This is a genomic window from Pseudomonas mucoides, from assembly GCF_015461845.1.
In the GTDB taxonomy this organism is placed as follows: Bacteria; Pseudomonadota; Gammaproteobacteria; order Pseudomonadales; family Pseudomonadaceae; genus Aquipseudomonas; species Aquipseudomonas mucoides.
This window is the reverse complement of the sequence record NZ_JACOPW010000001.1, coordinates 1,569,770-1,590,639: the sequence shown is the minus strand read 5'-3', so window position 1 is coordinate 1,590,639 and position 20,870 is coordinate 1,569,770. Positions and strand designations below refer to the sequence as shown.

Genomic DNA, 20,870 nt, shown 5'->3' with positions numbered 1-20,870 from the left:
TGGGAACGATCATCAGAACATCGGCCGGGCCGCAGCAATCGCCACCAGCAACAGACCCACCATCAAATTAATCCCCACCAACCGCCGAATCTTCCCGAGCACGGCTGCACCCGTCGGCCAATCCTGCGCGTTCACTGCAATGCGCAACTCCGGCAGCATCAGCGCCTGGATCCGGATAAACAGCGCCGTCATCACCACGTACAACCCCATCATCACCTGCACATAACGCGGCGCGGCCTCAAACCCGGCGTATTGCAGATGAATCATGCCGACCCCGCTGATCGGCAGCAGCACTACCGCGACCCAGACCCAGCGGAAAAAACCTTGAAACACTTCCACCCACAGCTTCAGCCGGGCGGGGCCTTCCAGCGCCTTCATGGCCGCGGGGCGCAAAACCATCCAAGCGAAAAACATGCCGCCCACCCACACCAGGGCGGACAGGACATGCAGGGTATAAACGATGCCAAAAGGTGTCATTGGGGTACTCCGTTCTGCGCGGGATTAATTAGCGGGGTATGATAGCCGCCGAACCGAACCACTGAAAATTTATCCAGCGTTTTTAGCGCCCGACAATCCATGATCAGCACCGAACTCAAAACCACGATCCAGGGCGCCTATTCGCGTTTTCTCGAAGCCAAGAGCCTCAAGCCGCGCTACGGCCAACGCCTGATGATCGCCGAAATTGCCAAGGTCCTCGGGGATATCGACACCGACGACGAAGGCCGGCGCAGTGGCGACCCCGCGATTGTTGCGGTGGAAGCCGGCACCGGTACCGGCAAAACCGTGGCCTACAGCCTGGCGGCGATCCCGACCGCCAAGGCTGCCGGCAAACGCCTGGTCATCGCCACGGCCACCGTCGCCCTGCAAGAGCAGATCGTCTACAAGGATTTGCCCGATTTGATGCGCAACAGCGGGCTGAATTTCAGCTTCGCGTTGGCCAAGGGCCGTGGGCGCTACATGTGCCTGTCCAAGCTCGACATGTTGCTGCAGGAAGGCCACGCACAAACGGCCACGGCGCAGTTGTTCGAAGAAGAAGGCTTCAAGATCGAGGTCGACGAGGCCAGTCAGAAGCTGTTCACCAGCATGATCGAAAAACTCGCCGGCAATAAATGGGACGGCGACCGCGACAGTTGGTCGACGGCGCTGGAAGATGCCGACTGGGCGCGTCTGACCACCGATCACAGCCAGTGCACCAACCGCCATTGCCCGAACTTCGGTCAGTGCGCCTTTTATAAGGCCCGCGAAGGCATGGGCAAGGTTGACGTGATCGTCACCAACCACGACATGGTGCTGGCCGACCTGGCCTTGGGCGGCGGTGCCGTGCTGCCAGACCCGCGCGACACCATCTACGTGTTCGACGAAGGTCACCACCTGCCAGACAAGGCCATCGGCCACTTCGCCCATTACACGCGCCTGCGTTCCACTGCCGACTGGCTGGAAACCACCGCGAAAAACCTCACCAAACTGCTGGCCCAGCACCCGCTGCCCGGCGATTTGGGCAAGTTGATCGAGCAAGTGCCGGAACTGGCCCGCGAGATCAAGACCCAGCAACAATTCATGTTCACCGCCTGCGAGCAGGTCGCCGATTTCAAACCCGGCGAAGACGTCGAAGGCCGCGAGCGGCCGCGTCATCGCTTCGTCGGCGGGGTGATTCCCGAGCACATGCGCGAGATGGGTGTCGAGCTGAAGAAGGGCTTTGCCCGGCTCACCGACCTGTTCACCCGACTCACCGAGTTGCTCAAGGAAGGCATGGACGGCGAGGTCAACATCGGCATCGCCAGCAATCAGGCCGAAGAGTGGTACCCACTGTTCGGCAGCCTGTTGTCCCGTTCCTCGGGCAATTGGGAGTTGTGGGTGGCGTTCACCGCTGAAGACCCGGAAGACAACCCGCCCATGGCCCGTTGGCTGACGTTGGCCGAAAGCGGTTCGCTGTTCGACATCGAGGTCAACGCCAGCCCGATCCTTGCCGCAGAAATGCTTCGGCGCAACCTGTGGAACGTCGCTTACGGCGCATTAGTGACCTCGGCAACCCTGACGGCCCTCGGCACGTTCGACCGTTTTCGCATGCGCGCCGGCCTGCCGAAAAAAGCCGTGACCGCCGTGGTCCCAAGCCCGTTTCACCACGCCGATGCCGGCGTGCTGCGCGTGCCGGACCTGAAAGCCGATCCGCGGGATGCACCGGCCCACACCGCGGCGATCATTCGTGACTTGCCGCAACTGGTTGAAGGCTCCCGGGGCACGCTGGTGCTGTTTTCTTCCCGCAAACAGATGCAGGACGTGTTCGACGGCCTCGACCGCGACTGGCGCAAGCAAGTGTTCATTCAAGGCAACCTGTCGAAGCAGGAAACCTTGAACAAGCACAAGGCACGTGTCGATGGCGGGGATTCCAGTGTGCTGTTCGGCCTCGCAAGTTTTGCTGAAGGGGTCGACTTGCCGGGCGCGTACTGCGAGCACGTGGTGATCGCGAAGATCCCGTTCTCGGTGCCGGATGATCCCGTCGAAGCCGCGCTGGCGGAATGGATCGAGGCCCGTGGCGGCAATCCGTTCATGGAAATCTCCGTGCCGGATGCCTCGCTGAAACTGGTCCAGGCCTGCGGTCGCTTGCTGCGTACCGAAGAGGATCGCGGCACCATCACCTTGCTCGATCGACGTCTGGTCACCCAGCGTTACGGCAAAGCCATCCTCAATGCGCTTCCGCCATTTCGCCGCGAAATTTCCTGATACACCGGTGGGCACATTTGCCCGCCGCGTTGTCTATCTCTCTACCATCGCTTTTCCATTGACCCTTGAAGGTCGTTAGGGAGATCCACGTTCCTATGATTCGCCGTTCGTTGCCCGCTGTATTTGCCCTGATGTTCGCAGCCCCTTTGCTGGCAGCCCCCGCCGGCCAACAGACGCTGTTCAACTTTGTACGCCCCGCTGACGTGGTCCAGGTGGCGACTCAGGACGCCAGCCTGCCCCAATCCAATGCGGAACAAACAGCCGAAGGCGAAGTGTTGCGCCGGGTGACGTTCAACCCGGTGGCCCAGCCGAGTTTGCGTTTGACCCCGCAAACCGGCGCCTGGGACTGGTCGCAATCGGGCGCCATGAGCCTGCGAATCCAGAGTGCAATGGATTGGGCCGTGACCCTGTACGTGAAAATCCAGAGCAATGACGGCAAGACGCTGGTCAGTCGCGTCGATTTGCCGGCCGGTCCTGCGCAGACCTTGCTGGTGCCGTTGGTGGCAAGCTCATCGTTGAGCCAGGGCATGAAAGCCGGGCCGCCCATGCCGATGACCGTCGACGGCCAGCGCATGTTGCTGGCCAGCAGCGCCGGTGAGCTGGATCGCAGCCAGGTGGTGTCGGTGACCTTGTCGATGGATCAACCGAAAGTGGCCCAGAACATCTTGCTCGAACGTTTTGGTGTGCAGGACGGTGATGCCGTGACCCGGGCCGTTTATGGCGGGTTAGTGGATGCATACGGTCAGTCGACCCGGGCCAAATGGCCAGAAAAGATCAGCAGCGATGAGCAATTGAAAAGCGCAGCCGCCAAGGAACAGCAACAACTGAAAACCTGGCTGGCCGAGCGCGAAAAATCCTCTCTGGACACCTACGGTGGCTGGACCAAAGGCCCGATATTCAAGGCCAGCGGCTTTTTCCGCACTGAAAAGCGCGACGGTCGCTGGTACCTGGTCACCCCGCAAGGGCATCCGTTCTATTCGCTTGGGGTCAACACCGTGGCCCCGGACGTCAACCAGACTTACGTTGCCGGCCGGGAGTGGATGTTCGAGTCCCTGCCAAAACCCGACGAGCCGCTGGCCAACCATTTTGGCGACGGTGACAACCGTGGCGGTAACGGTGCCGATCAGGGCCGCGGCTATAACGCCGGTCGCTGGTACGATTTTTACGGTGCCAATTTGCAGCGCCTGTATGGCGCACCGTGTGCGCTGGGCAGTGACACCAAGGCCGGTGTTGCCGAAGCGGCCAAGGCCGATGCGGTCGAAGCGACGGTCGAGAAGGCTGCCGAGCAACCTGTTACGCCTTCTATTGCCGAAGCCGGAGTCGCCGAAGCGGCCAAGACCGGCGCCGCCGAAGCGACCGAGGCGAAAGCAGTTGAGCAGAAACCCGCCGAACCCTGCAAAGCGGTGGTGGATGAACAACGCTGGACCAACCACACCCTGGATCGCCTGCAAGCCTGGGGCTTCAACACCATCGGCAACTGGAGCGCCCCGGCGCTCGGCGACGCTGATCGCGTGCCGTACACCTTGCCGCTGTCGATCGTCGGCGATTACGCCAGCATCAGCACCGGCACCGACTGGTGGGGCGGCATGCCTGACCCGTTCGATCCACGTTTCGCCATGGCCACCGAACGCGCCGTGGCCATTGCCGCCCGCGATCATCGCGACGACCCGTGGCTGATCGGCTACTACGCCGACAACGAATTGGCCTGGGCCGGTCCCGGTAACGACCCGAAAGCCCGTTATGCGCTGGCTTACGGCACCTTGAAAATGACCACCGACGTGCCGGCCAAACGTGCGTTCCTCAAGCAGCTGCGCGACAAATATCGCAATCAGGCGGGGCTGTCCAAAGCGTGGGGCATCGATTTGCCGGCCTGGGAATTGATGGAAGACCCGGGCTTCGTGCCGCCGCTGCCAAGCGCTGACCACCCGGAAATCGAGGCTGACTTCAAATACTTCCAGAAGGTCTTCGCTGATACCTACTTCAAGACCCTCTCCGACTCGCTGAAGTGGCACGCGCCGAACCAGCTGTTGCTGGGCGGTCGTTTCGCCATCAGCACCCCGGAAGCCGTGGACTCCTGCGCGCAGTATTGCGACGTGTTGAGCTTCAACATGTACACCTTGCAACCGCAGGACGGTTACGACTTCGCCAAGCTGCGCAGCCTCGACAAACCGGTGCTGATCACCGAATTCAACTTCGGCTCGGCGGATCGCGGTCCGTTCTGGGGCGGCGTGACGCAATTGGCCAAGGAAGAAGACCGTGGGCCGGCCTACGCGAACTTCCTCAAGCAGGCGCTGAGCGAGCCTTCGATTGTCGGTGTGCATTGGTTCCAATACCTGGACCAACCCGTGACCGGGCGTTTGCTGGATGGTGAGAATGGTCACTTTGGTCTGGTAGGGATTACTGATCTGCCGTTCCAAGGGTTTGTGGAGGCCGTGCGCAAGAGCAACCTGGCGGCTGTCGATCAGTTGAGCAAAGAGGCCGTGAAAGCAGCGGCCGAGGCCGACAAGGCCAGCCACGATGCGGAGGGCGGCAGAAAGGCCGAGGCCGGAAAAGGGCCGGGGAAGGGCACTGGAAATGCGGGTGGGCATTCCGGTAATGGTCATTAAGTTCTAAAAGCATCGCGAGCAGGCTCACTCCTGCAGGGGATCTTTGGTGTGGCGAAGATCCCCTGCAGGAGTGAGCCTGCTCGCGATGGCGTCCGAAAAGACACCACAAATTTTCTCATCCAATCCATGGGCAACCGACCGCCCAGCCCAACCCTGTTCCCAAAACGGCTAATGGCTGGAACAATGCGGGCCACTTTGTATAGCGAATATCCGGGAGCAATGCGGGTGCAGATTCAGGGTCATTACGAGCTTAAGTTCGAAGCCGTGCGCGAAGCTTTCGCGGCGCTGTTCGACGATCCTCAGGAACGTGGCGCAGCCTTGTGCATCCAGGTCGGCGGTGAAACCGTCCTTGACCTCTGGGCCGGCACCGCCGACAAGGATGGCAGCGAAGCCTGGCACAGCGACACCATCGCCAACCTGTTCTCCTGCACCAAGACGTTCACCGCGGTCACGGCCCTGCAATTGGTGGCTGAGGGCAAGCTGCAACTGGATGCACCGGTAGCGCGCTATTGGCCCGAATTTGCCGCCGCCGGCAAAGAGTCCGTGACCCTGCGTCAATTGCTCTGCCATCAGGCAGGCTTGCCGGCGTTGCGCGAATTGCTGGCCCCGGAGGCACTTTACGACTGGCAAACCATGGTCGACGCCCTCGCGGCCGAAACGCCGTGGTGGACGCCGGGCCAAGGCCACGGCTACGCCGCGATCACTTACGGCTGGCTGGTGGGCGAGTTACTGCGCCGTGCCGACGGTCGTGGGCCGGGCGAATCCATCGTCGCTCGCGTTGCCAGGCCATTGGGCCTGGATTTCCACGTCGGCCTGGCTGATGAAGAATTCCATCGCGTGGCGCACATCGCGCGTGGCAAGGGTAATGTCGGCGATGCCGCCGCCCAGCGCCTGTTGCAAGTGACCCTGCGTGAACCGACGGCCATGACCACCCGGGCCTTCACCAATCCGCCGTCGATCATGACCAGCACCAACAAACCCGAATGGCGGCGTATGCAGCAACCTGCCGCCAACGGTCATGGCAATGCGCGCAGTCTGGCCGGGTTCTACGCCGGCCTGCTCGATGGCAGTTTGCTGGAAGGCGAAATGCTCGATGAGCTGACCCGAGAACACAGCCTCGGCGACGACAGGACTTTATTGACCCGGACCCGCTTTGGTCTGGGTTGCATGCTTGATCAACCGGACGTTCCCAACGCGACCTACGGCCTCGGCCCACGGGCGTTCGGCCATCCGGGCGCTGGCGGCTCCATCGGTTTTGCCGACCCTGAACACGATGTAGCCTTCGGTTTTGTGACAAATACCCTGGGGCCGTACGTCTTGATGGATCCACGCGCGCAGAAGCTTGCGCGAGTACTGGCCACTTGTCTGTAAAACCCGCTCAAGGGTTCCAGTACCGGAACCCGGCAGCCTTTTCGGTTTCAAAGCGTCAGTTTGTGCGGGCCGCTTCGGTCTGACTTTTCATTACTTCATATTTCGTGGATATCCGATGTCATCCAAACCAACTCTCGCCCTGGCCCTGTGCTTTGCTATCACCGGTTGTGCACAGACCCCAAAAAGTGATTCCGATGGTGGCAGCTGGTGGCCGTTCGGTTCGTCCGACAAAGTCGCCGCTAAAGAGCCGAGCCCAGTTCCTGCCCCGGCCCCGGCCCCACTGAAACCTGCTGCCACCGCACCTGTTGCCAAAAGTGAGAGCGCCAGCCCTTGGTACTGGCCGTTCGGTGCCGATGATGCCGCTGCCAAGACCGCTGCCAAGCCGGAAATAAAACCTGAAGCCAAACCGGTCCCGGTCGCCAAGGCTGATACCAACGCGGGTAACTCGTGGTGGTGGCCGTTCGGCGGCAAGGATCAGAGCGCTACCAAGGTTGCGCCAATAGACCCGAAAGTCACCCAGGCCTGGCTAGACGACTACGAACCGCGTCTGCGTGAAGCGATCAAGGACAGCAACCTGCAACTTGAACGCCGCGAAAACGTATTGGTGGTGACCGCGCCGGTAGAAGGCTCGTTCAACCCGGATCGTCCAGCTATGCTGCTGCCTGTCACCCTCGGCCCGTTCACCCGTGTCGCGAAAATCCTTGAAGTCGATCCGAAAACGGCCGTGCTGGTACTCGGTCACAGCGATACGTCGGGTGCGGCACCGGCCAACGTGAAACTGAGCCAGGAACGTGCACAAGCCGTCGCCGCCATCTTCCGTCTCAGCGGTTTGCAGCGTGACCGCCTGATGCTCCGCGGCATGGGCGGTGACGCCCCGCGTGCGGCCAACGACAGTGTTGAAGGCCGTGCCTTGAACCGTCGCGTGGAATTGCTGGTGACCCCGCAGAACACAATGGTGGCGTTGCTGGCCAAGTACAACATGCCGGCTCCGGCGCCAGTGACTATGATCGCGGCGAAGGACATCAAGCCAGTGGCCACACCGGTCACCCCTGCGCCAGCGGCGAAGAAAGCGGCTGTGCCGGCGACGAAAAAGGCCCCGGCGAAGAAAGCCACTGCCAAGAAAGCGCCGGCTAAAACCGCAACGCCAGCGAAGAAGACGGTGCCGGCCAAAGCAGTTGCCGACGCCAAGAAAGTTGACGTCGCGGCTGACGCCACCAAAAAGTGATTCGTTAACCAAAAGGAATGCGCCATGACCCAAGGCCTGGCTGATATGCGTCGTGACTACACCCGTGATGGCCTGACCGAGGCGCAAGCCCCGGCAGAGCCGTTCGGGCTGTTCCACCAGTGGTTCGCCGACGCGGTGAAAACCGAGCAAGCGCCGGTGGAGGCGAACGCCATGACTTTGGCGACGGTCGATCAGGACGGTCGGCCTCATTGCCGCATTCTGTTGCTCAAAGGTCTGGACGAGCAGGGCTTCACGTTCTTCACCAACTACGAAAGCGCCAAGGGTCAGCACTTGGCGGCGAATCCGTTCGCGGCCATGACCTTTTTCTGGCCGGCCCTGGAGCGCCAGGTGCGCATCGAAGGTCGGGTGGTGAAGGTTTCGCCCGAAGAATCCGACGCCTACTTCCAGGTTCGTCCGCTGGGCAGCCGACTCGGTGCCTGGGCGTCACCGCAGAGCCGGGTGATTGCCGATCGTGCCGAACTGGAAGCGCTGCTCAAGAACACCGAGCAACGTTTCAGCGATACAGCGCCGCACTGCCCGGATCACTGGGGCGGTTATCGCTTGCTGCCGGAACGCATCGAGTTCTGGCAGGGTCGTGCGAGCCGCCTGCATGATCGCCTGAACTACCGCCTACAGGGCGCTGACTGGATTCTTGAACGTCTGGCACCCTAAGCAGTCTACCGTTCGGGATACCTTGCTGCAGCGGCCTCAAGCCACTGGGGCAGGTCCCGACGCTTGATCTTCTGTGCGTGAGCGTTCGCCAGTTGCTGGAGCATGAAAGCTTTTTTCTGTTCGTCCTTCCCAGCCAAAGCCAATGCCAGGTCGCGGTCCATCCAGCGTTTTATCCGAACGTACAGCCACCAATGGAAGTACAGACCGGCGACGGTAGTGATGAAAACGATGAAGTAATCCATGACAATCCTTGGGGCGTGAATGTGCAGTGGCGCCTGTACCGGGCCTGAATCAAAACATTTTTATCCCGACCATGCCGTGACAGGCGTCAAGCTGCGGGGTTTAATGATCACCTGTCCTTTGGAGTTGATGCTATGCGTAAGTCTGTTTTGTTGGTTGCTTCCTTTTCCACGATGGCGATGTTGCTCACCGGCTGCCAATCCAGCCTGACCGGTGACTCCTACTCCCGTGATGAAGCGCGTCGTGTGCAAACGATTCGCATGGGCACCATCGAAGCGCTGCGCCCAGTGAAAATCGAAGGCACCAAAACCCCAATCGGCGGCGCTGCAGGTGCAGTGGTCGGCGGCGTTGGCGGTAGCGCCATCGGCGGCGGCAAAGGCAGCATCGTTGCCGCAGTCATCGGCGCAGTCGCCGGCGGCCTGGTAGGTTCGGCGGCCGAAGAAGGCCTGACCCGCACCCAAGGCGTCGAAATCACTGTGCGCGAAGACGACGGCAGCATGCGCGCCTATGTTCAGCAAGTTCAGGAGAATGAAGTGTTCCGCGTTGGCGAACGTGTGCGGATTTCTACTGTAGATGGCACGAGCCGCGTTTCGCACTAAGCGGGATGGGTAAAGAAAAACCCCGATCAGGTGACTGGTCGGGGTTTTTTGTGTCTGTGGTTTTCACCTGTTGCACATCAGTTGCAGTCTCTCTAGAGACAAGTCGTAGCCGTCAAACTCGCTATCATATTGCTCCCGGTTCCGGTTCACGGTGCCGCACGGGTGCCGATGAATACTCCAAGCCTTCAGGGAAATCGACGTTTAGTAGCCGCGCTATCTGAAGGATTTGACTGTCGGTTAGCTCAAGTTCAACAAAGACAGAACAATGTAAACCGGCTTCACCCCTGACCCCGCCGGAAACACAAGAATGAAATCCTTGTACTCAGGCGGATACACCGGGTTCACAATAATGCTGGCCGCCGCCGGCGTCGGCGGATACACCCAGATATGCGGCGCCTGCGGTGCAGCCTCCAGTGCTGGAATGCCGAGGGTGTCCGAGCCATCCACGGCCGGTGTCCAGATCAGTTCAACACCTCCCCCGAGATCCGCCACCTGCTGGCTGCCGCGCAGTGTGAACTGCACGACATCGACCATTTCCCAATCGCGGTTTTTGCCGGTGTAGAACCCGTAGCCCTTGAGGCTGCCGTCAGCCTGCTGCTCGACCTGCAATCGAACGCGGGTTCTGGCCTGTTTCAGGGCACGCAGTTGTTCGTCGGTGTAGAGCGCGCTATCACCCGGGCTCGGCGTCCAGAACAACGCGACGACACCGGCCAATGTGGCGGCAGTGGCGGCTTCAAGTGCCAATAAAGGTGCAGCGAGCGCCGGGGCTCTAAGTGCCAGTCGACCTACGCCGAGGGAGACGGTACTGCCGCTGATGGTTTCGAGATTCAGCACCCCGGCATCGTCTGTATCACGAGCACCGAGCCAGACAATTTCTCCGTAATCCTTGAGGCTGTCGGTCGGAACCACACCCGAAGGATTCGAGTAATCGATAATGGCGTCTGGCAGGTTGCAGGACTTGGCAAAGACGCATCCCGCGCGAGGGATGTCGGGTTTTTTCGTCGAGGCCTGAAGCCTATCTTCAAAAGCCTGCTGCCGGGCGAGCATGGCGTCGTAAGCGCTTTGTCGCGCATCGCGCTCGGCCAGTTCGGTGGCTGTCATGAAGCGGTGGGTAACGTGATGACCGTCACCGGAGGGTGGGCTTTTAGCCCTGGGGACTTCCTTGTTGCCAGCCACTGATCTTCCTTGCGTTCGTCCGTCGACAGTCCCCAATAAAGGAGCTGTGCGACGTTAACGAACGAGGCGGATCGTGGCTGTAGGATGAATCCTTGATGCTGCTAGGAGCGTTCGCTTTCGCTCAGGACTGCAAAACGGCGCTCTTGCGACTCGCCATCGCCGTCACCGCATAACCAATCAATGCCGCGAGAATCGACCCGGTCAGAATCCCCATCCGGTCCATCCCGGCGTAGTCGCTGACGCCTGGCTCAAACGCCAGCGAGCCGACGAACAGACTCATGGTGAAACCGATCCCGCAAAGGATCGATACCCCCAGCACATGGCCCCAATTGGCGCCTTGGGGCAGGGCGGCGATGCCGATTTTCACCGCCAGCCAGGTCAGGCCGAACACACCCACGGTTTTACCCAGCAGCAGGCCGGTGGCGATACCCATCGGTACGTGGTGGGTGAAGCTTTCAACGGTGACACCGCTCAGGGACAGGCCGGCGTTGGCGAAGGCGAACAGCGGCAGGATGCCGTAAGCCACCCACGGGTGCAGGGCGTGTTCAAGGGTCAGCAGTGGCGAAGACTCGGCGTTTTTGGTGCGCAGCGGGATGCAGAACGCCAGGGTCACACCGGCCAACGTGGCGTGGACACCGCTCTTGAGCACGCAGACCCAGAGGATCAAGCCGATGATCATGTACGGTCCAAGCTTCACCACGCCGAGCCGGTTCATGGCGATCAGCGCGATGATGCAGGCAGCCGCCAATGCCAGCGACAGCGTCGACAGGGTGCCGGAATAGAAGATCGCGATGACGATGATTGCGCCCAGGTCGTCAATGATCGCCAGGGTCATCAGGAACAGCTTCAGCGACACCGGCACGCGTTTGCCTAGCAAGGCGAGTACGCCGAGGGCAAAGGCAATGTCGGTGGCCATCGGGATGGCCCAGCCACCCAAGGCTGCCGGATCGTCACGGTTCAAGAACCAGTAGAGCAGCGCCGGCACGACCATACCGCCAATCGCCGCGGCGCCGGGCAGGACGATTTGCGAAGGGTTCGACAACTGGCCGTCGAGGACTTCGCGCTTCACTTCCAGGCCAATCAGCAGGAAGAACATCGCCATCAGGCCGTCGTTGATCCACAGCAGTAACGGCTTGGCGATTTTCAGCGCGCCGATCTGAGCGACGACGGGGGTGTCCAGCAGCCCGCTGTAGAGCCACGACAACGACGAGTTGTTGATGATTAAAGCCAGGGCTGCCGCGGCGATCAGTAACAGACCGCTGGCAGCTTCCAACTGAAAGAAACGCGTGAAAGTGCTACGCAGAGGCAAGGTCGCTCTCCATCGATGAATTCAAAAGGTGGCACACCCTAACCCGTACCGTTAGTTGTTAAAACAAAAGTTATATTCTTTTTTGTTATATGCAGTAACAACGTGAAGGTTGGGACCGGGCTTGAGCCTAGCAGTTGCCGGCCGTATTGAACGTCAGCTGTACCTGTGCGGGATGTAGGTTTTTTCCTAAGCTTGAAGGCTGAGCCTTACAAGAAGGCCGACTCAACGAGAAAACCATCATGAGCGACAACCGACAGTGGGCCCGCGAAGCCATCCGGATCATCGAAGCAGACTTCCAGCGCAGCGCCGATACCCACCTGATCCCCTTGCCGCTGCCGGGTTTTCCGGGCATTGAATTGTATTTCAAGGATGAATCCAGCCATCCCACCGGCAGCCTCAAGCACCGCCTGGCGCGTTCGTTGTTCCTGTATGCGCTGTGTAACGGTTGGCTCAAGCCCGGTGCGCCAGTCATCGAGGCGTCCAGCGGTTCGACAGCGATTTCCGAGGCGTACTTCGCCAACTTGCTGGGTTTGCCCTTTATTGCGGTGATGCCGGCGACCACCTCGAAAGAGAAAATCGCCCAAATTGCTTTCTATGGCGGCAAGAGTCATCTGGTCGACGACCCGACCCAGATCTACGCCGAATCCGAACGGTTGGCGCGCGAGCATGACGGTCATTTCATCGACCAGTTCACCTACGCCGAACGCGCCACCGACTGGCGGGCGAACAACAACATCGCCGAATCGATCTTCCATCAGATGCGTTTCGAAAAGCACCCTGAGCCGAGCTGGCTGATCTCCAGCCCCGGCACCGGCGGCACCACCGCGACGCTGGGGCGTTACGTGCGTTATCGCCAGCATTGCACCCGCGTGCTGTGCGCCGATGCCGAGCGTTCGGTGTTTTTCGATTACTACCAGACCGGCGATGCCAGCCTGCGCCTGGAGTGCGGTTCGCGGATCGAAGGGATCGGCCGGCCGCGGGTGGAAGCGTCGTTCCTGCCCAAGGTGATTGATGCCATGGTCAAAGTGCCGGACGCGTTGTCCCTGGCGGCGATGCACTATCTGGCGCAGCGGTTGGGGCGGCGAGTGGGCGGTTCGAGCGGGACCAACCTGATCGGCGCCTTGATGGCGGCTCAGCAGATGGCAGCGGCGGGGGAGTCGGGGTCGATCGTGGCGATTCTGTGTGATGGCGGCGAACGTTATGCCACCACGTACTACGACCAGGATTGGCTCAAGGGCCAGGGCTATGAATTGAGTGGTTTGATGGAGAGGGTGGCGGCGAGTGTCGAGCGCGGTGAGGCGCTACCATCGACGGTACTGCGCGCCAACATCTGACACACTGAAGATCCCTTGTAGGAGTGAGCCGGCTCGCGATAGCAAAAGATCAGTCAACATCTCTGTTGACTGTTAATCCGCATCGCGAGCCGGCTCACTCCTACAGGGGGATGTGCATCAGGCTTCCAGGCCGAGGATATCGCGAGCCACGGCTTCCGCAATCCGAATGCCATCCACACCCGCCGACAGAATCCCGCCCGCATAACCCGCGCCTTCACCCGCCGGGAACAAGCCCTTCACATTCAAGCTCTGCATCGATTCATTACGGGTAATGCGCAGCGGTGACGAGGTGCGTGTCTCGATCCCGGTCAACACCGCGTCATGCAGCGAGTAACCGCGAATCTGCTTCTCGAACGCTGGCAGCGCTTCACGAATCGCCTCGATGGCAAACGCGGGCAAGGCCAACGCCAAATCACCCAATGCAACGCCAGGCTTGTAGGACGGCTCAACACTGCCCAACTCAGTCGACGGCTTGCCGGCAATGAAGTCACCGACCAGTTGCGCCGGCGCTTCATAGTTGCTGCCACCGAGCACAAACGCATGGGATTCCAGGCGTTCCTGCAATTCGATGCCGGCCAGCGGGCCGCCCGGGTAATCGACTTCCGGGGTGATGCCAACGACGATTCCGGAGTTGGCGTTGCGTTCGTTACGCGAGTATTGGCTCATGCCGTTGGTGACGACGCGGTTCGGCTCGGACGTCGCCGCGACCACGGTGCCGCCTGGGCACATGCAGAAGCTGTAGACCGAACGGCCGTTCTTGGCGTGGTGCACCAGTTTGTAGTCGGCCGCCCCGAGTTTCGGGTGGCCGGCGTACTTGCCCAACCGTGCGCGGTCGATCAGTGACTGCGGGTGTTCAATGCGGAAACCCACCGAAAACGGCTTGGCTTCCATGAACACGCCACGGCCGTGGAGCATGCGGAACGTGTCCCGGGCACTGTGGCCAAGGGCAAGAATCACGTGTTTCGAATGGATCTGCTCGCCGCCGTTGAGTTCGACGCCGACCAGTTGGCCGTCCTCGATCAACACATCGGTGACGCGTTGCTGGAAGCGGACTTCGCCGCCCAGCGCGCGAATTTGCTCACGCATGTTTTCCACGACACCGGTCAGACGGAACGTACCGATGTGCGGTTTGCTGACGTAGAGGATTTCGTCCGGCGCACCGGCCTTGACGAACTCGTGCAGGACTTTGCGACCGATGAATTTCGGGTCCTTGATCTGGCTGTACAGCTTGCCGTCGGAGAACGTCCCCGCGCCGCCTTCACCGAACTGAACGTTGGATTCGGGGTTCAGCACGCTTTTACGCCACAGGCCCCAGGTGTCCTTGGTGCGCTGACGCACTTCGGTACCGCGCTCGAGGATGATCGGCTTGAAGCCCATTTGTGCAAGCAGCAGCCCGGCGAAAATCCCGCACGGCCCGAAGCCTACGACTACAGGGCGTTGCTGCAGATCGGCCGGTGCGTGGCCGACCACTTTGTAACTGACATCCGGCGCCACGTTGACGTTACGGTCATCGGCGAACTTGTGCAGTATCGCGGCCTCATCCTTGGCGGTGAGGTCGATGGTGTAGATGAAGCACAGTTCGGAGGACTTTTTGCGCGCATCGTAGCTGCGCTTGAACAAGGTGAAATCGAGCAGATCATCGCTGGCGATGCCCAGGCGCTGCACGATGGCAGGGCGCAGGTCTTCTTCGGGATGGTCGATCGGCAACTTCAGTTCAGTGATTCGTAACATGGCAAGACCCGGTTCGCGGGGCGCACAACTGCGCCAAGGCGTTGGAAACCGGTGATTATAAGCCCCAAAGGCGGATTCCGTGAGGCTTAAACGATCAGTCGTTGCGCGCACCGCCGAAATACGCGCAACCACGCTGTACCTGGCCATTGATGCGCAGTTCGGCGCTCATGTGCTGGACGCTGCCGGTGCTACTGTCGGTGCAGCGTTGCGGCGCGACCCACAGTTCGATGTGCTGGTTATTGGCTTCGGTACTGAGGTTGAAACGGCCGTCGCCCAGCTGTTCTTCCACATAAGGGACGGCCAGGGGCGGTTGACCGGCGCGATCGACCACCATGCCTTTGCCACTGACCTTGACGTTCCACTCAGGCGAGTGACCGGCCGCGCGCAGGATCTGCAGTTTGAAATTGGGATCGTCGCACGCCGTGCCCGAGCGCTCGACGCGGTACAGCTGCTCCAGATCAAGGCGGCTGTCGACGATGCGCCCGCGCACATCGGCAAACAACTTGCCCTTGGTATCGGCCAGAGACGCCGCCTGTTGCAGCACACTGGTGCCGCCGGTGTCGTTGACCACATAGCTGCTGGTTTCATTGCAGGGCTGGAACAGCAACTTGCCGTCCGCCGCCGTCAACTGGCCTTGCATACGGGTCTGGCCCGCGTGGGAGGCACTTTCACGCGGGCCATCAAACAACTGACAGGCAGCAAACAGCGGCAGCAGGGCAACGACGACTAAGGAACGGGCAACACGCATCTTTGGCTCTCCAGACAAGTGCCGCCACGTTACTCAGGCACGCTCGTGATCACAAGGCTTGTGTGCCAGGGATTGAGTTGCCGGGTGCGTCCCAGCATAGTGGCGCCCTTGTCCAGGATCGGGCTCTTTTCGGCATGAACCAACGTCTCTCTATTTTCCCCAAACGGTTGTACGCACTGGATGCACTGCGCGGTATCGCGGCGTTGGCGGTGGTGTTCTGGCATTGGCAGCACTTCTTTTTTCAAGGGGCAGTGCCGGGCCCGCTGCAAACCGAACTGCAACCTTTCTATAGCGTGTTCGCCTTGTTTTATCGACACGGTGGCGATGCGGTCGCGTTGTTCTTCAGCTTGTCCGGGTTCATCTTTTTCTGGTTGTTCGGTCATGCCGTGGCGCGTAGGGAGCTGACCGGAAAACAGTTCTTCATCGAGCGTTTCAGCCGCATCTATCCGCTGCATCTGGCGACCTTCGCCGCTGTTGCGCTATTACAGATGATCTATACACGGCATACGGGCAACGCTTTTGTTTATCCGTTCAACGATCTCTATCACGGCGTGTTGAATGTATTTCTCGCCCCGGCCTGGGGATTGGAACAAGGCTGGTCATTCAACGCCCCGGCCTGGTCGATTTCGGTTGAAGTGCTGCTCTACGCGGCATTCTTCCTGCTGTGGCGTTATTCGCCCCTGCCCATGCTGATCAGCATTTTCTTGATCGCCGTGGCCGCTTGTGTGTTTCCTGCGCAGTACAAAATCACCTTGGGCGTGTTCAGCTTTTTCTGCGGTGGTGTTGGCTATGTGTGGGTGACGTGGCTGCTGCAACGAATGCCACCGCGCTGGGTGGGCATGGGGTTGACGATCGGGTGTGCGGCGGGGTGGTGGTTGTTCGGCGCTGATCAGCCGCTGATCAAATGTGTGCTGTTGTTCCCGCTGACGATCATGGCCATTGCAGCCTGTCATCAGGTACTGGAACCGGTTGCCCGGCGCTTGGCGTGGCTGGGGGATATCAGCTACGCCTCCTATTTGCTGCATTTCCCGCTGCAAATTATCGCCGCGCTGTTGGCGGATAAATTCTTTGCGGGGCGAAGCGTCTTTTATCAGCCGTGGACGTTGCTGCTGTTCTTTGCGGTCCTGATCGGTGCCAGCCTGATTTGCCACCGCTGGTTCGAACGGCCAATGCAACAGTGGCTGCGCCAGTTCGGGCGCGAGCGCCTGGCGAGCGAAGTGATCGCTCGCCAGTAATGCCTGTCAGAAAGGACGGTCAGCCGACGTGAAACGTCTGACCTGTCTGCAAGCCTTCCACGCTTTTGGCGTAGGCCAATGCCACATCGGCTGCGGGAACCGGTTTGAACCCGCGGAAGTAAGGCGCGTATTTGCCCATGGCTTCCAGCAGCACGTTCGGGCTGATCGAGTTCACGCGCAGGCCGCGAGGCAGTTCGATGGCGGCGGCGCGGACGAAGCTGTCCAGCGCTCCGTTGACCAACGCGGCCGAGGCACCGCTGCGAATCGGGTCATGGCTGAGCACACCGGTGGTGAAGGTGAACGAGGCGCCGTCATTGGCGAACTCGCGACCGATCAGCAACAAATTGACCTGGCCCATCAGTTTGTCTTTGAGGCCCAGGGCGAAGCTGTCTCCGGTCATTTCATCCAGCGGCGCGAAGGTCACGTTACCCGCCGCGCAGATCAGGGCATCGAACTTGCCGGTCTGTTCGAACAGCTTGCGGATCGAGGCGCTGTCGCTGATATCCACTTGAAAGTCGCCACTGTTGCGGCCGATGCGGATGATTTCGTGGCGCTGGGACAGTTCCTTGTCGACGGCCGAGCCGATGGTGCCGCTTGCGCCTATCAATAGAATTTTCATCGTGCTGATTCTCGATTGGTTGAAAGTGATCTCAGTCTAGAGTGGTTTTTTCTGTTGATAAGCGCACTAATAGGCAACCTTTGGTTTTCAAATGGAAACAATCCATGAGCGAAATGGATGACCTGGCGGCGTTCGCGGTATTGATCGAAGCCGGCAGTTTTACCTTGGCAGCGCAGCAACTGGGTTGCAGCAAAGGCCAATTGTCCAAGCGCATCAGCTTGCTGGAAACACGGTTTTCGGTGGTGCTGTTGCAACGCACCACGCGTCGTTTAAGCCTGACGGCGGCAGGCGCGGCGCTGTTGCCTCAAGCTCAGGCGCTTGTCGTCCAGGTCGAAAGGGCGCGTCAGGCGTTGGCGCGGTTGAAGGACGACATGGCCGGGCCGGTGCGTATGACGGTTCCGGTATCGCTGGGGGAAACCTTCTTCGATGGTTTGTTGCTGGAGTTTTCCGGCAAGTACCCAGAGGTGCAGATCGAGCTCGATCTGAACAACAACTTTCACGACCTGTCTCGGGATGGTTTCGATCTGGCGATTCGTTCCGAGGTGGGCAAGGACGAGCGATTGGTGGCTCGGCCACTGCTGGCCTGGCACGAGATGACCTGCGCCAGTCCGGCGTATCTTGAACAGTATGGCGAACCGCAAACACCGCAGGCCCTGGCCGAACACCGTTGTCTGCTCAACAGTCATTACAGCGGTCGCGAAGAATGGCTCTATCACCAGCAACATGAGTTGTTGCGCGTACGGGTGTCGGGGCCGTTTGCCAGCAATCACTACAGCTTGCTGAAAAAAGCCGCATTGGCGGGGGCCGGCATTGCGCGCCTGCCGTCCTATTTACTGCAAACGGAATTGGCTGACGGGCGATTGCGCTGGCTCCTGCGTGATTATCAGACGCGGCGCATGCCGATGTACCTGGTTCACCCGTATCAGGGCGGTTTGCCGAAACGCACGCAGGTGCTGGCGGATTACCTGATCGGCTGGTTCAAGCGTAGCGGTGAGGCGCTGGATCGCCTTAGCCTCGCACGGTCCGTGTAGCCGCTGTCGAGCTTGCGAGGCTGCGTCCGGCTGCGCAGCACTCGTAAAATCAGTCACTGTGGTCTGACAGGTAAACCGCGTTTGCAGGTTTTGCGACCGCTTCGCGTTCGAACGCAGCCTTCGGCAGCTGCTACAGGGGGGCTGGGTTAGCGGGCGAAGCGTCGGGCGATCAGGTGATCAATCGACAATTTCCCCGGCCCCGTCGCCATCAAATACAGCAACACCGCCGCCCAGGTGCCGTGAGTCGGGTACGCATCCGGGTACACGAACAGTTGAATCGTCAGGGTCATGCCGAGCAAGGCCAACGCCGAAAAACGCGTGGCAAAGCCAATCAAAATCAGAACCGGGAAAAAGTGCTCGGCAAACGCCGCCAAGTGCGCTGCGATCTCTGGCGACAGCAACGGCACGTGGTACTCGCTCTTGAACAATGGAATGGTCGAATCGGCGAGGCGAGGCCAGCCGAGCTGAAAGGTGCCGTCGATCAAATCAATGGCGAGGCCTTCGACCTTGGTTTGTCCGGACTTCCAGAACACCGCCGCGATGGAGAACCGCGCAATGAAGGCGATCAGGCTCTGTGGAATCATCTCCAGCAGCGCGACAGCGCGGCTGATCGGGTTCTGAGTGTTCATGGCGATACCTTGTTGTGGTGGAGGTGAGTAAGGGCGTTGTGGCTGATCAGCAAGGCCAGGGTTTGGCTGAGGTCGAATGCGGGGGCGGACTCCACTGCCTGGAGCAGCGGCTGACCGTTTTGCAGGTTCTGAATGAAGGCGCTGGCGCCGGGTTCGATGACGAAGACTTCAACGTCCAGGCCATTGCGCAGGATCAACGCGTGTTGCCCGTGGTCCAGATCAATCCCGGCCAGCGTTGCGTCTTGCTGATGGGCAGCCCAGATCGAGACCACGGCGAAGGCTGACGTCAGCAGGTTGAGCGAGGGGTGAAGTTCGACGCTCAGCTCGCTCAGGGTGTGCGGGTCAGCGAGCGCTGCGCCGATCTGTTCAGGGTTCAACGGCTGGGCGTCGGCCGCGTGATAGGCGAGGGTGCGCAGGCGTTCCAGTCGCGCGACATCGGCCAGGTACGGCACGCTGACCGCCGGTTCGAAGCCTTCGATAAAGTCCGCCAAGTCGTGGCCGTAATCCTTGATCAACGGGCTCTGAGGCGCATTGCCGAGCAAATAGATCGCGGCCATGGCACGGAAAAATTCATTGCCGACCAATTGCGCAACCACGGGGTAGCTGTGCGCCAAGGCGTTGATCAGCGAACTCTGTACGTTATTGCGATACACCGCGAACCGGCTGGCGGGATCGGCGCCGTTGGCACTGAACACACCTTCGGGGCAGTTCAGTCGGGGATCAAGCAGGGCAGCAGCAAACGCGGCGTGCGTGTTCATGACCGGCCTCCCGCGCACCGCAACCGTTCATCGGCCTGACGCGCCTCGGCGTGCAAGACGCTGAAGGCCGGCAACTGATTGTCGCGTTCGATCAGGGTCGCTATCGGGCCTGTTCGCTCCAGTATGTGCTGGTACAAGGTCCAGACGGCGTTATCGATGGGGGCGCCGTGATCATCGATCAGCAGACGGTCACCGAGGCTGTCGGTGTCTTCGGCGAAGCCGGCCAGATGAATCTCGCCGACGGCATGGAGGGGCAGGGCGTCGATGTAAGCCGACAGATCGCGCTGATGATTGATGCTCGATACATAGACGTTGTTCACGTCCAGCAACAACCCGCAGCCCGTGCGACGGATGACTTCGTTGATGAAGTCAGCTTCATCGTACGTCGAGCGTTCAAACGCCAGATACGTTGCCGGGTTCTCCAGCAGCATCGGGCGTTTGAGGGTGCTTTGGACGTGATCAATGTGTTCACAGACGCGGCTCAGCGTCGGCGTGTCATAGGCCAGGGGCAGCAGGTCATTCAGAAACACCGGGCCATGGCTGGACCAGGCCAGGTGTTCGGAAAAGGACTGGGGTTGATAGCGCTCGATCAGTACGCCGAGACGCTTGAGGTGCTGAATGTCCAGTGGACCTTCAGCACCAATCGACAAGCCCACGCCATGCAGCGACAGCGGGTACTGCTCGCGAATCAAACCCAGGTAGTGATGAAACGGGCCGCCGGCCACCATGTAGTTTTCGGCGTGGACTTCGAAAAAGCCGATGTCCGGTTGTGAACCGAGCACTTCACGAAAGTGCTCGGTCTTGAGCCCCAGCCCGGCGCGGGGCGGGAGCCCGAACGGTAGATTGTTCATGGTCGACACTCGGGC

18 protein-coding genes and 1 pseudogene are annotated in these 20,870 nt (G+C 60.4%); 9 read left to right on the top strand and 10 right to left on the bottom strand.

From position 1 onward, the window contains the following. Positions 1 to 12 precede the first annotated feature (12 nt). Positions 13 to 477, bottom strand: coding sequence for a CopD family protein (locus H8F22_RS07470; RefSeq protein ID WP_027925649.1), 465 nt, complete (start codon positions 475 to 477; stop codon positions 13 to 15). Positions 478 to 576: 99 nt separating this feature from the next. Between H8F22_RS07470 and dinG the strand changes: the two genes are divergently transcribed. From dinG to pdxH, 5 genes are all read left to right on the top strand, one after another. Next, entirely contained in the window at positions 577 to 2,721 is a 2,145-nt protein-coding gene (gene dinG / locus H8F22_RS07465; protein WP_027925648.1) for an ATP-dependent DNA helicase DinG, read from the top strand. A gap of 95 nt (positions 2,722 to 2,816) precedes the next feature. After that, complete coding sequence (locus tag H8F22_RS07460; protein WP_194939910.1) at positions 2,817 to 5,327, top strand: beta-galactosidase; 2,511 nt, start codon at positions 2,817 to 2,819, stop codon at positions 5,325 to 5,327. 225 nt (positions 5,328 to 5,552) lie between these two features. After that, complete coding sequence (locus H8F22_RS07455; RefSeq protein WP_194939909.1) at positions 5,553 to 6,698, top strand: serine hydrolase domain-containing protein; 1,146 nt, start codon at positions 5,553 to 5,555, stop codon at positions 6,696 to 6,698. A 115-nt stretch (positions 6,699 to 6,813) separates the two neighbouring features. Beyond that, a complete protein-coding gene (locus H8F22_RS07450) occupies positions 6,814 to 7,923 on the top strand; it encodes an OmpA family protein (protein WP_059181515.1) in 1,110 nt (369 codons plus the stop codon). A 24-nt stretch (positions 7,924 to 7,947) separates the two neighbouring features. Further along, positions 7,948 to 8,595: a pyridoxamine 5'-phosphate oxidase gene (pdxH, locus tag H8F22_RS07445; RefSeq protein ID WP_027925644.1), complete on the top strand. Its 648-nt coding sequence runs from the start codon at positions 7,948 to 7,950 to the stop codon at positions 8,593 to 8,595. 5 nt (positions 8,596 to 8,600) lie between these two features. On the opposite strand, the gene H8F22_RS07440 is transcribed toward pdxH, so the two are convergent. After that, positions 8,601 to 8,837, bottom strand: a complete 237-nt coding sequence (locus H8F22_RS07440; protein WP_027925643.1) for a hypothetical protein — start codon at positions 8,835 to 8,837, stop codon at positions 8,601 to 8,603. 132 nt (positions 8,838 to 8,969) lie between these two features. Between H8F22_RS07440 and H8F22_RS07435 the strand changes: the two genes are divergently transcribed. Continuing rightward, positions 8,970 to 9,434: an outer membrane lipoprotein gene (locus H8F22_RS07435; protein ID WP_027925642.1), complete on the top strand. Its 465-nt coding sequence runs from the start codon at positions 8,970 to 8,972 to the stop codon at positions 9,432 to 9,434. A gap of 252 nt (positions 9,435 to 9,686) precedes the next feature. On the opposite strand, the pseudogene H8F22_RS07430 reads toward H8F22_RS07435, so the two are convergent. Next, a pseudogene (locus tag H8F22_RS07430) lies at positions 9,687 to 10,610 on the bottom strand (S-type pyocin domain-containing protein); the annotation flags it as partial. Positions 10,611 to 10,731: 121 nt separating this feature from the next. Continuing rightward, on the bottom strand, positions 10,732 to 11,919 hold the full coding sequence (gene nhaA, locus H8F22_RS07425; RefSeq protein ID WP_027925641.1) for a Na+/H+ antiporter NhaA: 1,188 nt from the start codon (positions 11,917 to 11,919) through the stop codon (positions 10,732 to 10,734). A gap of 236 nt (positions 11,920 to 12,155) precedes the next feature. Here nhaA and H8F22_RS07420 point away from each other — a divergent pair, with 236 nt between their 5' ends. After that, on the top strand, positions 12,156 to 13,253 hold the full coding sequence (locus H8F22_RS07420) for a PLP-dependent cysteine synthase family protein (protein ID WP_172825951.1): 1,098 nt from the start codon (positions 12,156 to 12,158) through the stop codon (positions 13,251 to 13,253). Positions 13,254 to 13,370: 117 nt separating this feature from the next. Here the strand turns inward: H8F22_RS07420 and H8F22_RS07415 are convergent, their stop codons facing one another. Next, a complete protein-coding gene (locus H8F22_RS07415) occupies positions 13,371 to 14,984 on the bottom strand; it encodes an NAD(P)/FAD-dependent oxidoreductase (protein ID WP_027925639.1) in 1,614 nt (537 codons plus the stop codon). Between the two features lie 94 nt (positions 14,985 to 15,078). Continuing rightward, on the bottom strand, positions 15,079 to 15,732 hold the full coding sequence (locus H8F22_RS07410) for a COG3650 family protein (protein ID WP_194939908.1): 654 nt from the start codon (positions 15,730 to 15,732) through the stop codon (positions 15,079 to 15,081). A 134-nt stretch (positions 15,733 to 15,866) separates the two neighbouring features. Here H8F22_RS07410 and H8F22_RS07405 point away from each other — a divergent pair, with 134 nt between their 5' ends. Further along, on the top strand, positions 15,867 to 16,967 hold the full coding sequence (locus H8F22_RS07405; protein ID WP_194939907.1) for an acyltransferase family protein: 1,101 nt from the start codon (positions 15,867 to 15,869) through the stop codon (positions 16,965 to 16,967). 19 nt (positions 16,968 to 16,986) lie between these two features. Here H8F22_RS07405 and H8F22_RS07400 read toward each other — a convergent pair whose 3' ends face one another. Then, positions 16,987 to 17,586, bottom strand: a complete 600-nt coding sequence (locus H8F22_RS07400; RefSeq protein WP_027925637.1) for a short chain dehydrogenase — start codon at positions 17,584 to 17,586, stop codon at positions 16,987 to 16,989. Positions 17,587 to 17,690: 104 nt separating this feature from the next. On the opposite strand from H8F22_RS07400, the gene H8F22_RS07395 reads away from it, so the two are divergent. Next, a complete protein-coding gene (locus H8F22_RS07395; RefSeq protein ID WP_027925636.1) occupies positions 17,691 to 18,617 on the top strand; it encodes a LysR family transcriptional regulator in 927 nt (308 codons plus the stop codon). A 146-nt stretch (positions 18,618 to 18,763) separates the two neighbouring features. On the opposite strand, the gene H8F22_RS07390 is transcribed toward H8F22_RS07395, so the two are convergent. From H8F22_RS07390 to bufB, 3 genes are read right to left on the bottom strand one after another with little or no spacing between them, the layout of a single operon-like run. Beyond that, positions 18,764 to 19,246: a DoxX family protein gene (locus H8F22_RS07390; RefSeq protein WP_194939906.1), complete on the bottom strand. Its 483-nt coding sequence runs from the start codon at positions 19,244 to 19,246 to the stop codon at positions 18,764 to 18,766. Continuing rightward, a complete protein-coding gene (locus tag H8F22_RS07385; RefSeq protein WP_194939905.1) occupies positions 19,243 to 20,004 on the bottom strand; it encodes an HvfC/BufC N-terminal domain-containing protein in 762 nt (253 codons plus the stop codon). The genes H8F22_RS07390 and H8F22_RS07385 overlap by 4 nt, the downstream gene beginning before the upstream one ends. After that, positions 20,001 to 20,855, bottom strand: a complete 855-nt coding sequence (gene bufB, locus H8F22_RS07380) for an MNIO family bufferin maturase (RefSeq protein ID WP_194939904.1) — start codon at positions 20,853 to 20,855, stop codon at positions 20,001 to 20,003. The genes H8F22_RS07385 and bufB overlap by 4 nt, the downstream gene beginning before the upstream one ends. Between the last annotated feature and the right edge of the window lie 15 nt (positions 20,856 to 20,870).

Coding starts and splice junctions, on each gene's coding strand:
- H8F22_RS07470 (WP_027925649.1), bottom strand. CDS start 477: ATGACACCTTTTGGCATCGTTTATACCCTGCATGTCCTGTCCGCCCTG.
- dinG (WP_027925648.1), top strand. CDS start 577: ATGATCAGCACCGAACTCAAAACCACGATCCAGGGCGCCTATTCGCGT.
- H8F22_RS07460 (WP_194939910.1), top strand. CDS start 2,817: ATGATTCGCCGTTCGTTGCCCGCTGTATTTGCCCTGATGTTCGCAGCC.
- H8F22_RS07450 (WP_059181515.1), top strand. CDS start 6,814: ATGTCATCCAAACCAACTCTCGCCCTGGCCCTGTGCTTTGCTATCACC.
- pdxH (WP_027925644.1), top strand. CDS start 7,948: ATGACCCAAGGCCTGGCTGATATGCGTCGTGACTACACCCGTGATGGC.
- H8F22_RS07440 (WP_027925643.1), bottom strand. CDS start 8,837: ATGGATTACTTCATCGTTTTCATCACTACCGTCGCCGGTCTGTACTTC.
- H8F22_RS07435 (WP_027925642.1), top strand. CDS start 8,970: ATGCGTAAGTCTGTTTTGTTGGTTGCTTCCTTTTCCACGATGGCGATG.
- H8F22_RS07415 (WP_027925639.1), bottom strand. CDS start 14,984: ATGTTACGAATCACTGAACTGAAGTTGCCGATCGACCATCCCGAAGAA.
- H8F22_RS07410 (WP_194939908.1), bottom strand. CDS start 15,732: ATGCGTGTTGCCCGTTCCTTAGTCGTCGTTGCCCTGCTGCCGCTGTTT.
- H8F22_RS07405 (WP_194939907.1), top strand. CDS start 15,867: ATGAACCAACGTCTCTCTATTTTCCCCAAACGGTTGTACGCACTGGAT.
- H8F22_RS07400 (WP_027925637.1), bottom strand. CDS start 17,586: ATGAAAATTCTATTGATAGGCGCAAGCGGCACCATCGGCTCGGCCGTC.
- H8F22_RS07395 (WP_027925636.1), top strand. CDS start 17,691: ATGAGCGAAATGGATGACCTGGCGGCGTTCGCGGTATTGATCGAAGCC.
- H8F22_RS07390 (WP_194939906.1), bottom strand. CDS start 19,246: ATGAACACTCAGAACCCGATCAGCCGCGCTGTCGCGCTGCTGGAGATG.
- H8F22_RS07385 (WP_194939905.1), bottom strand. CDS start 20,004: ATGAACACGCACGCCGCGTTTGCTGCTGCCCTGCTTGATCCCCGACTG.
- bufB (WP_194939904.1), bottom strand. CDS start 20,855: ATGAACAATCTACCGTTCGGGCTCCCGCCCCGCGCCGGGCTGGGGCTC.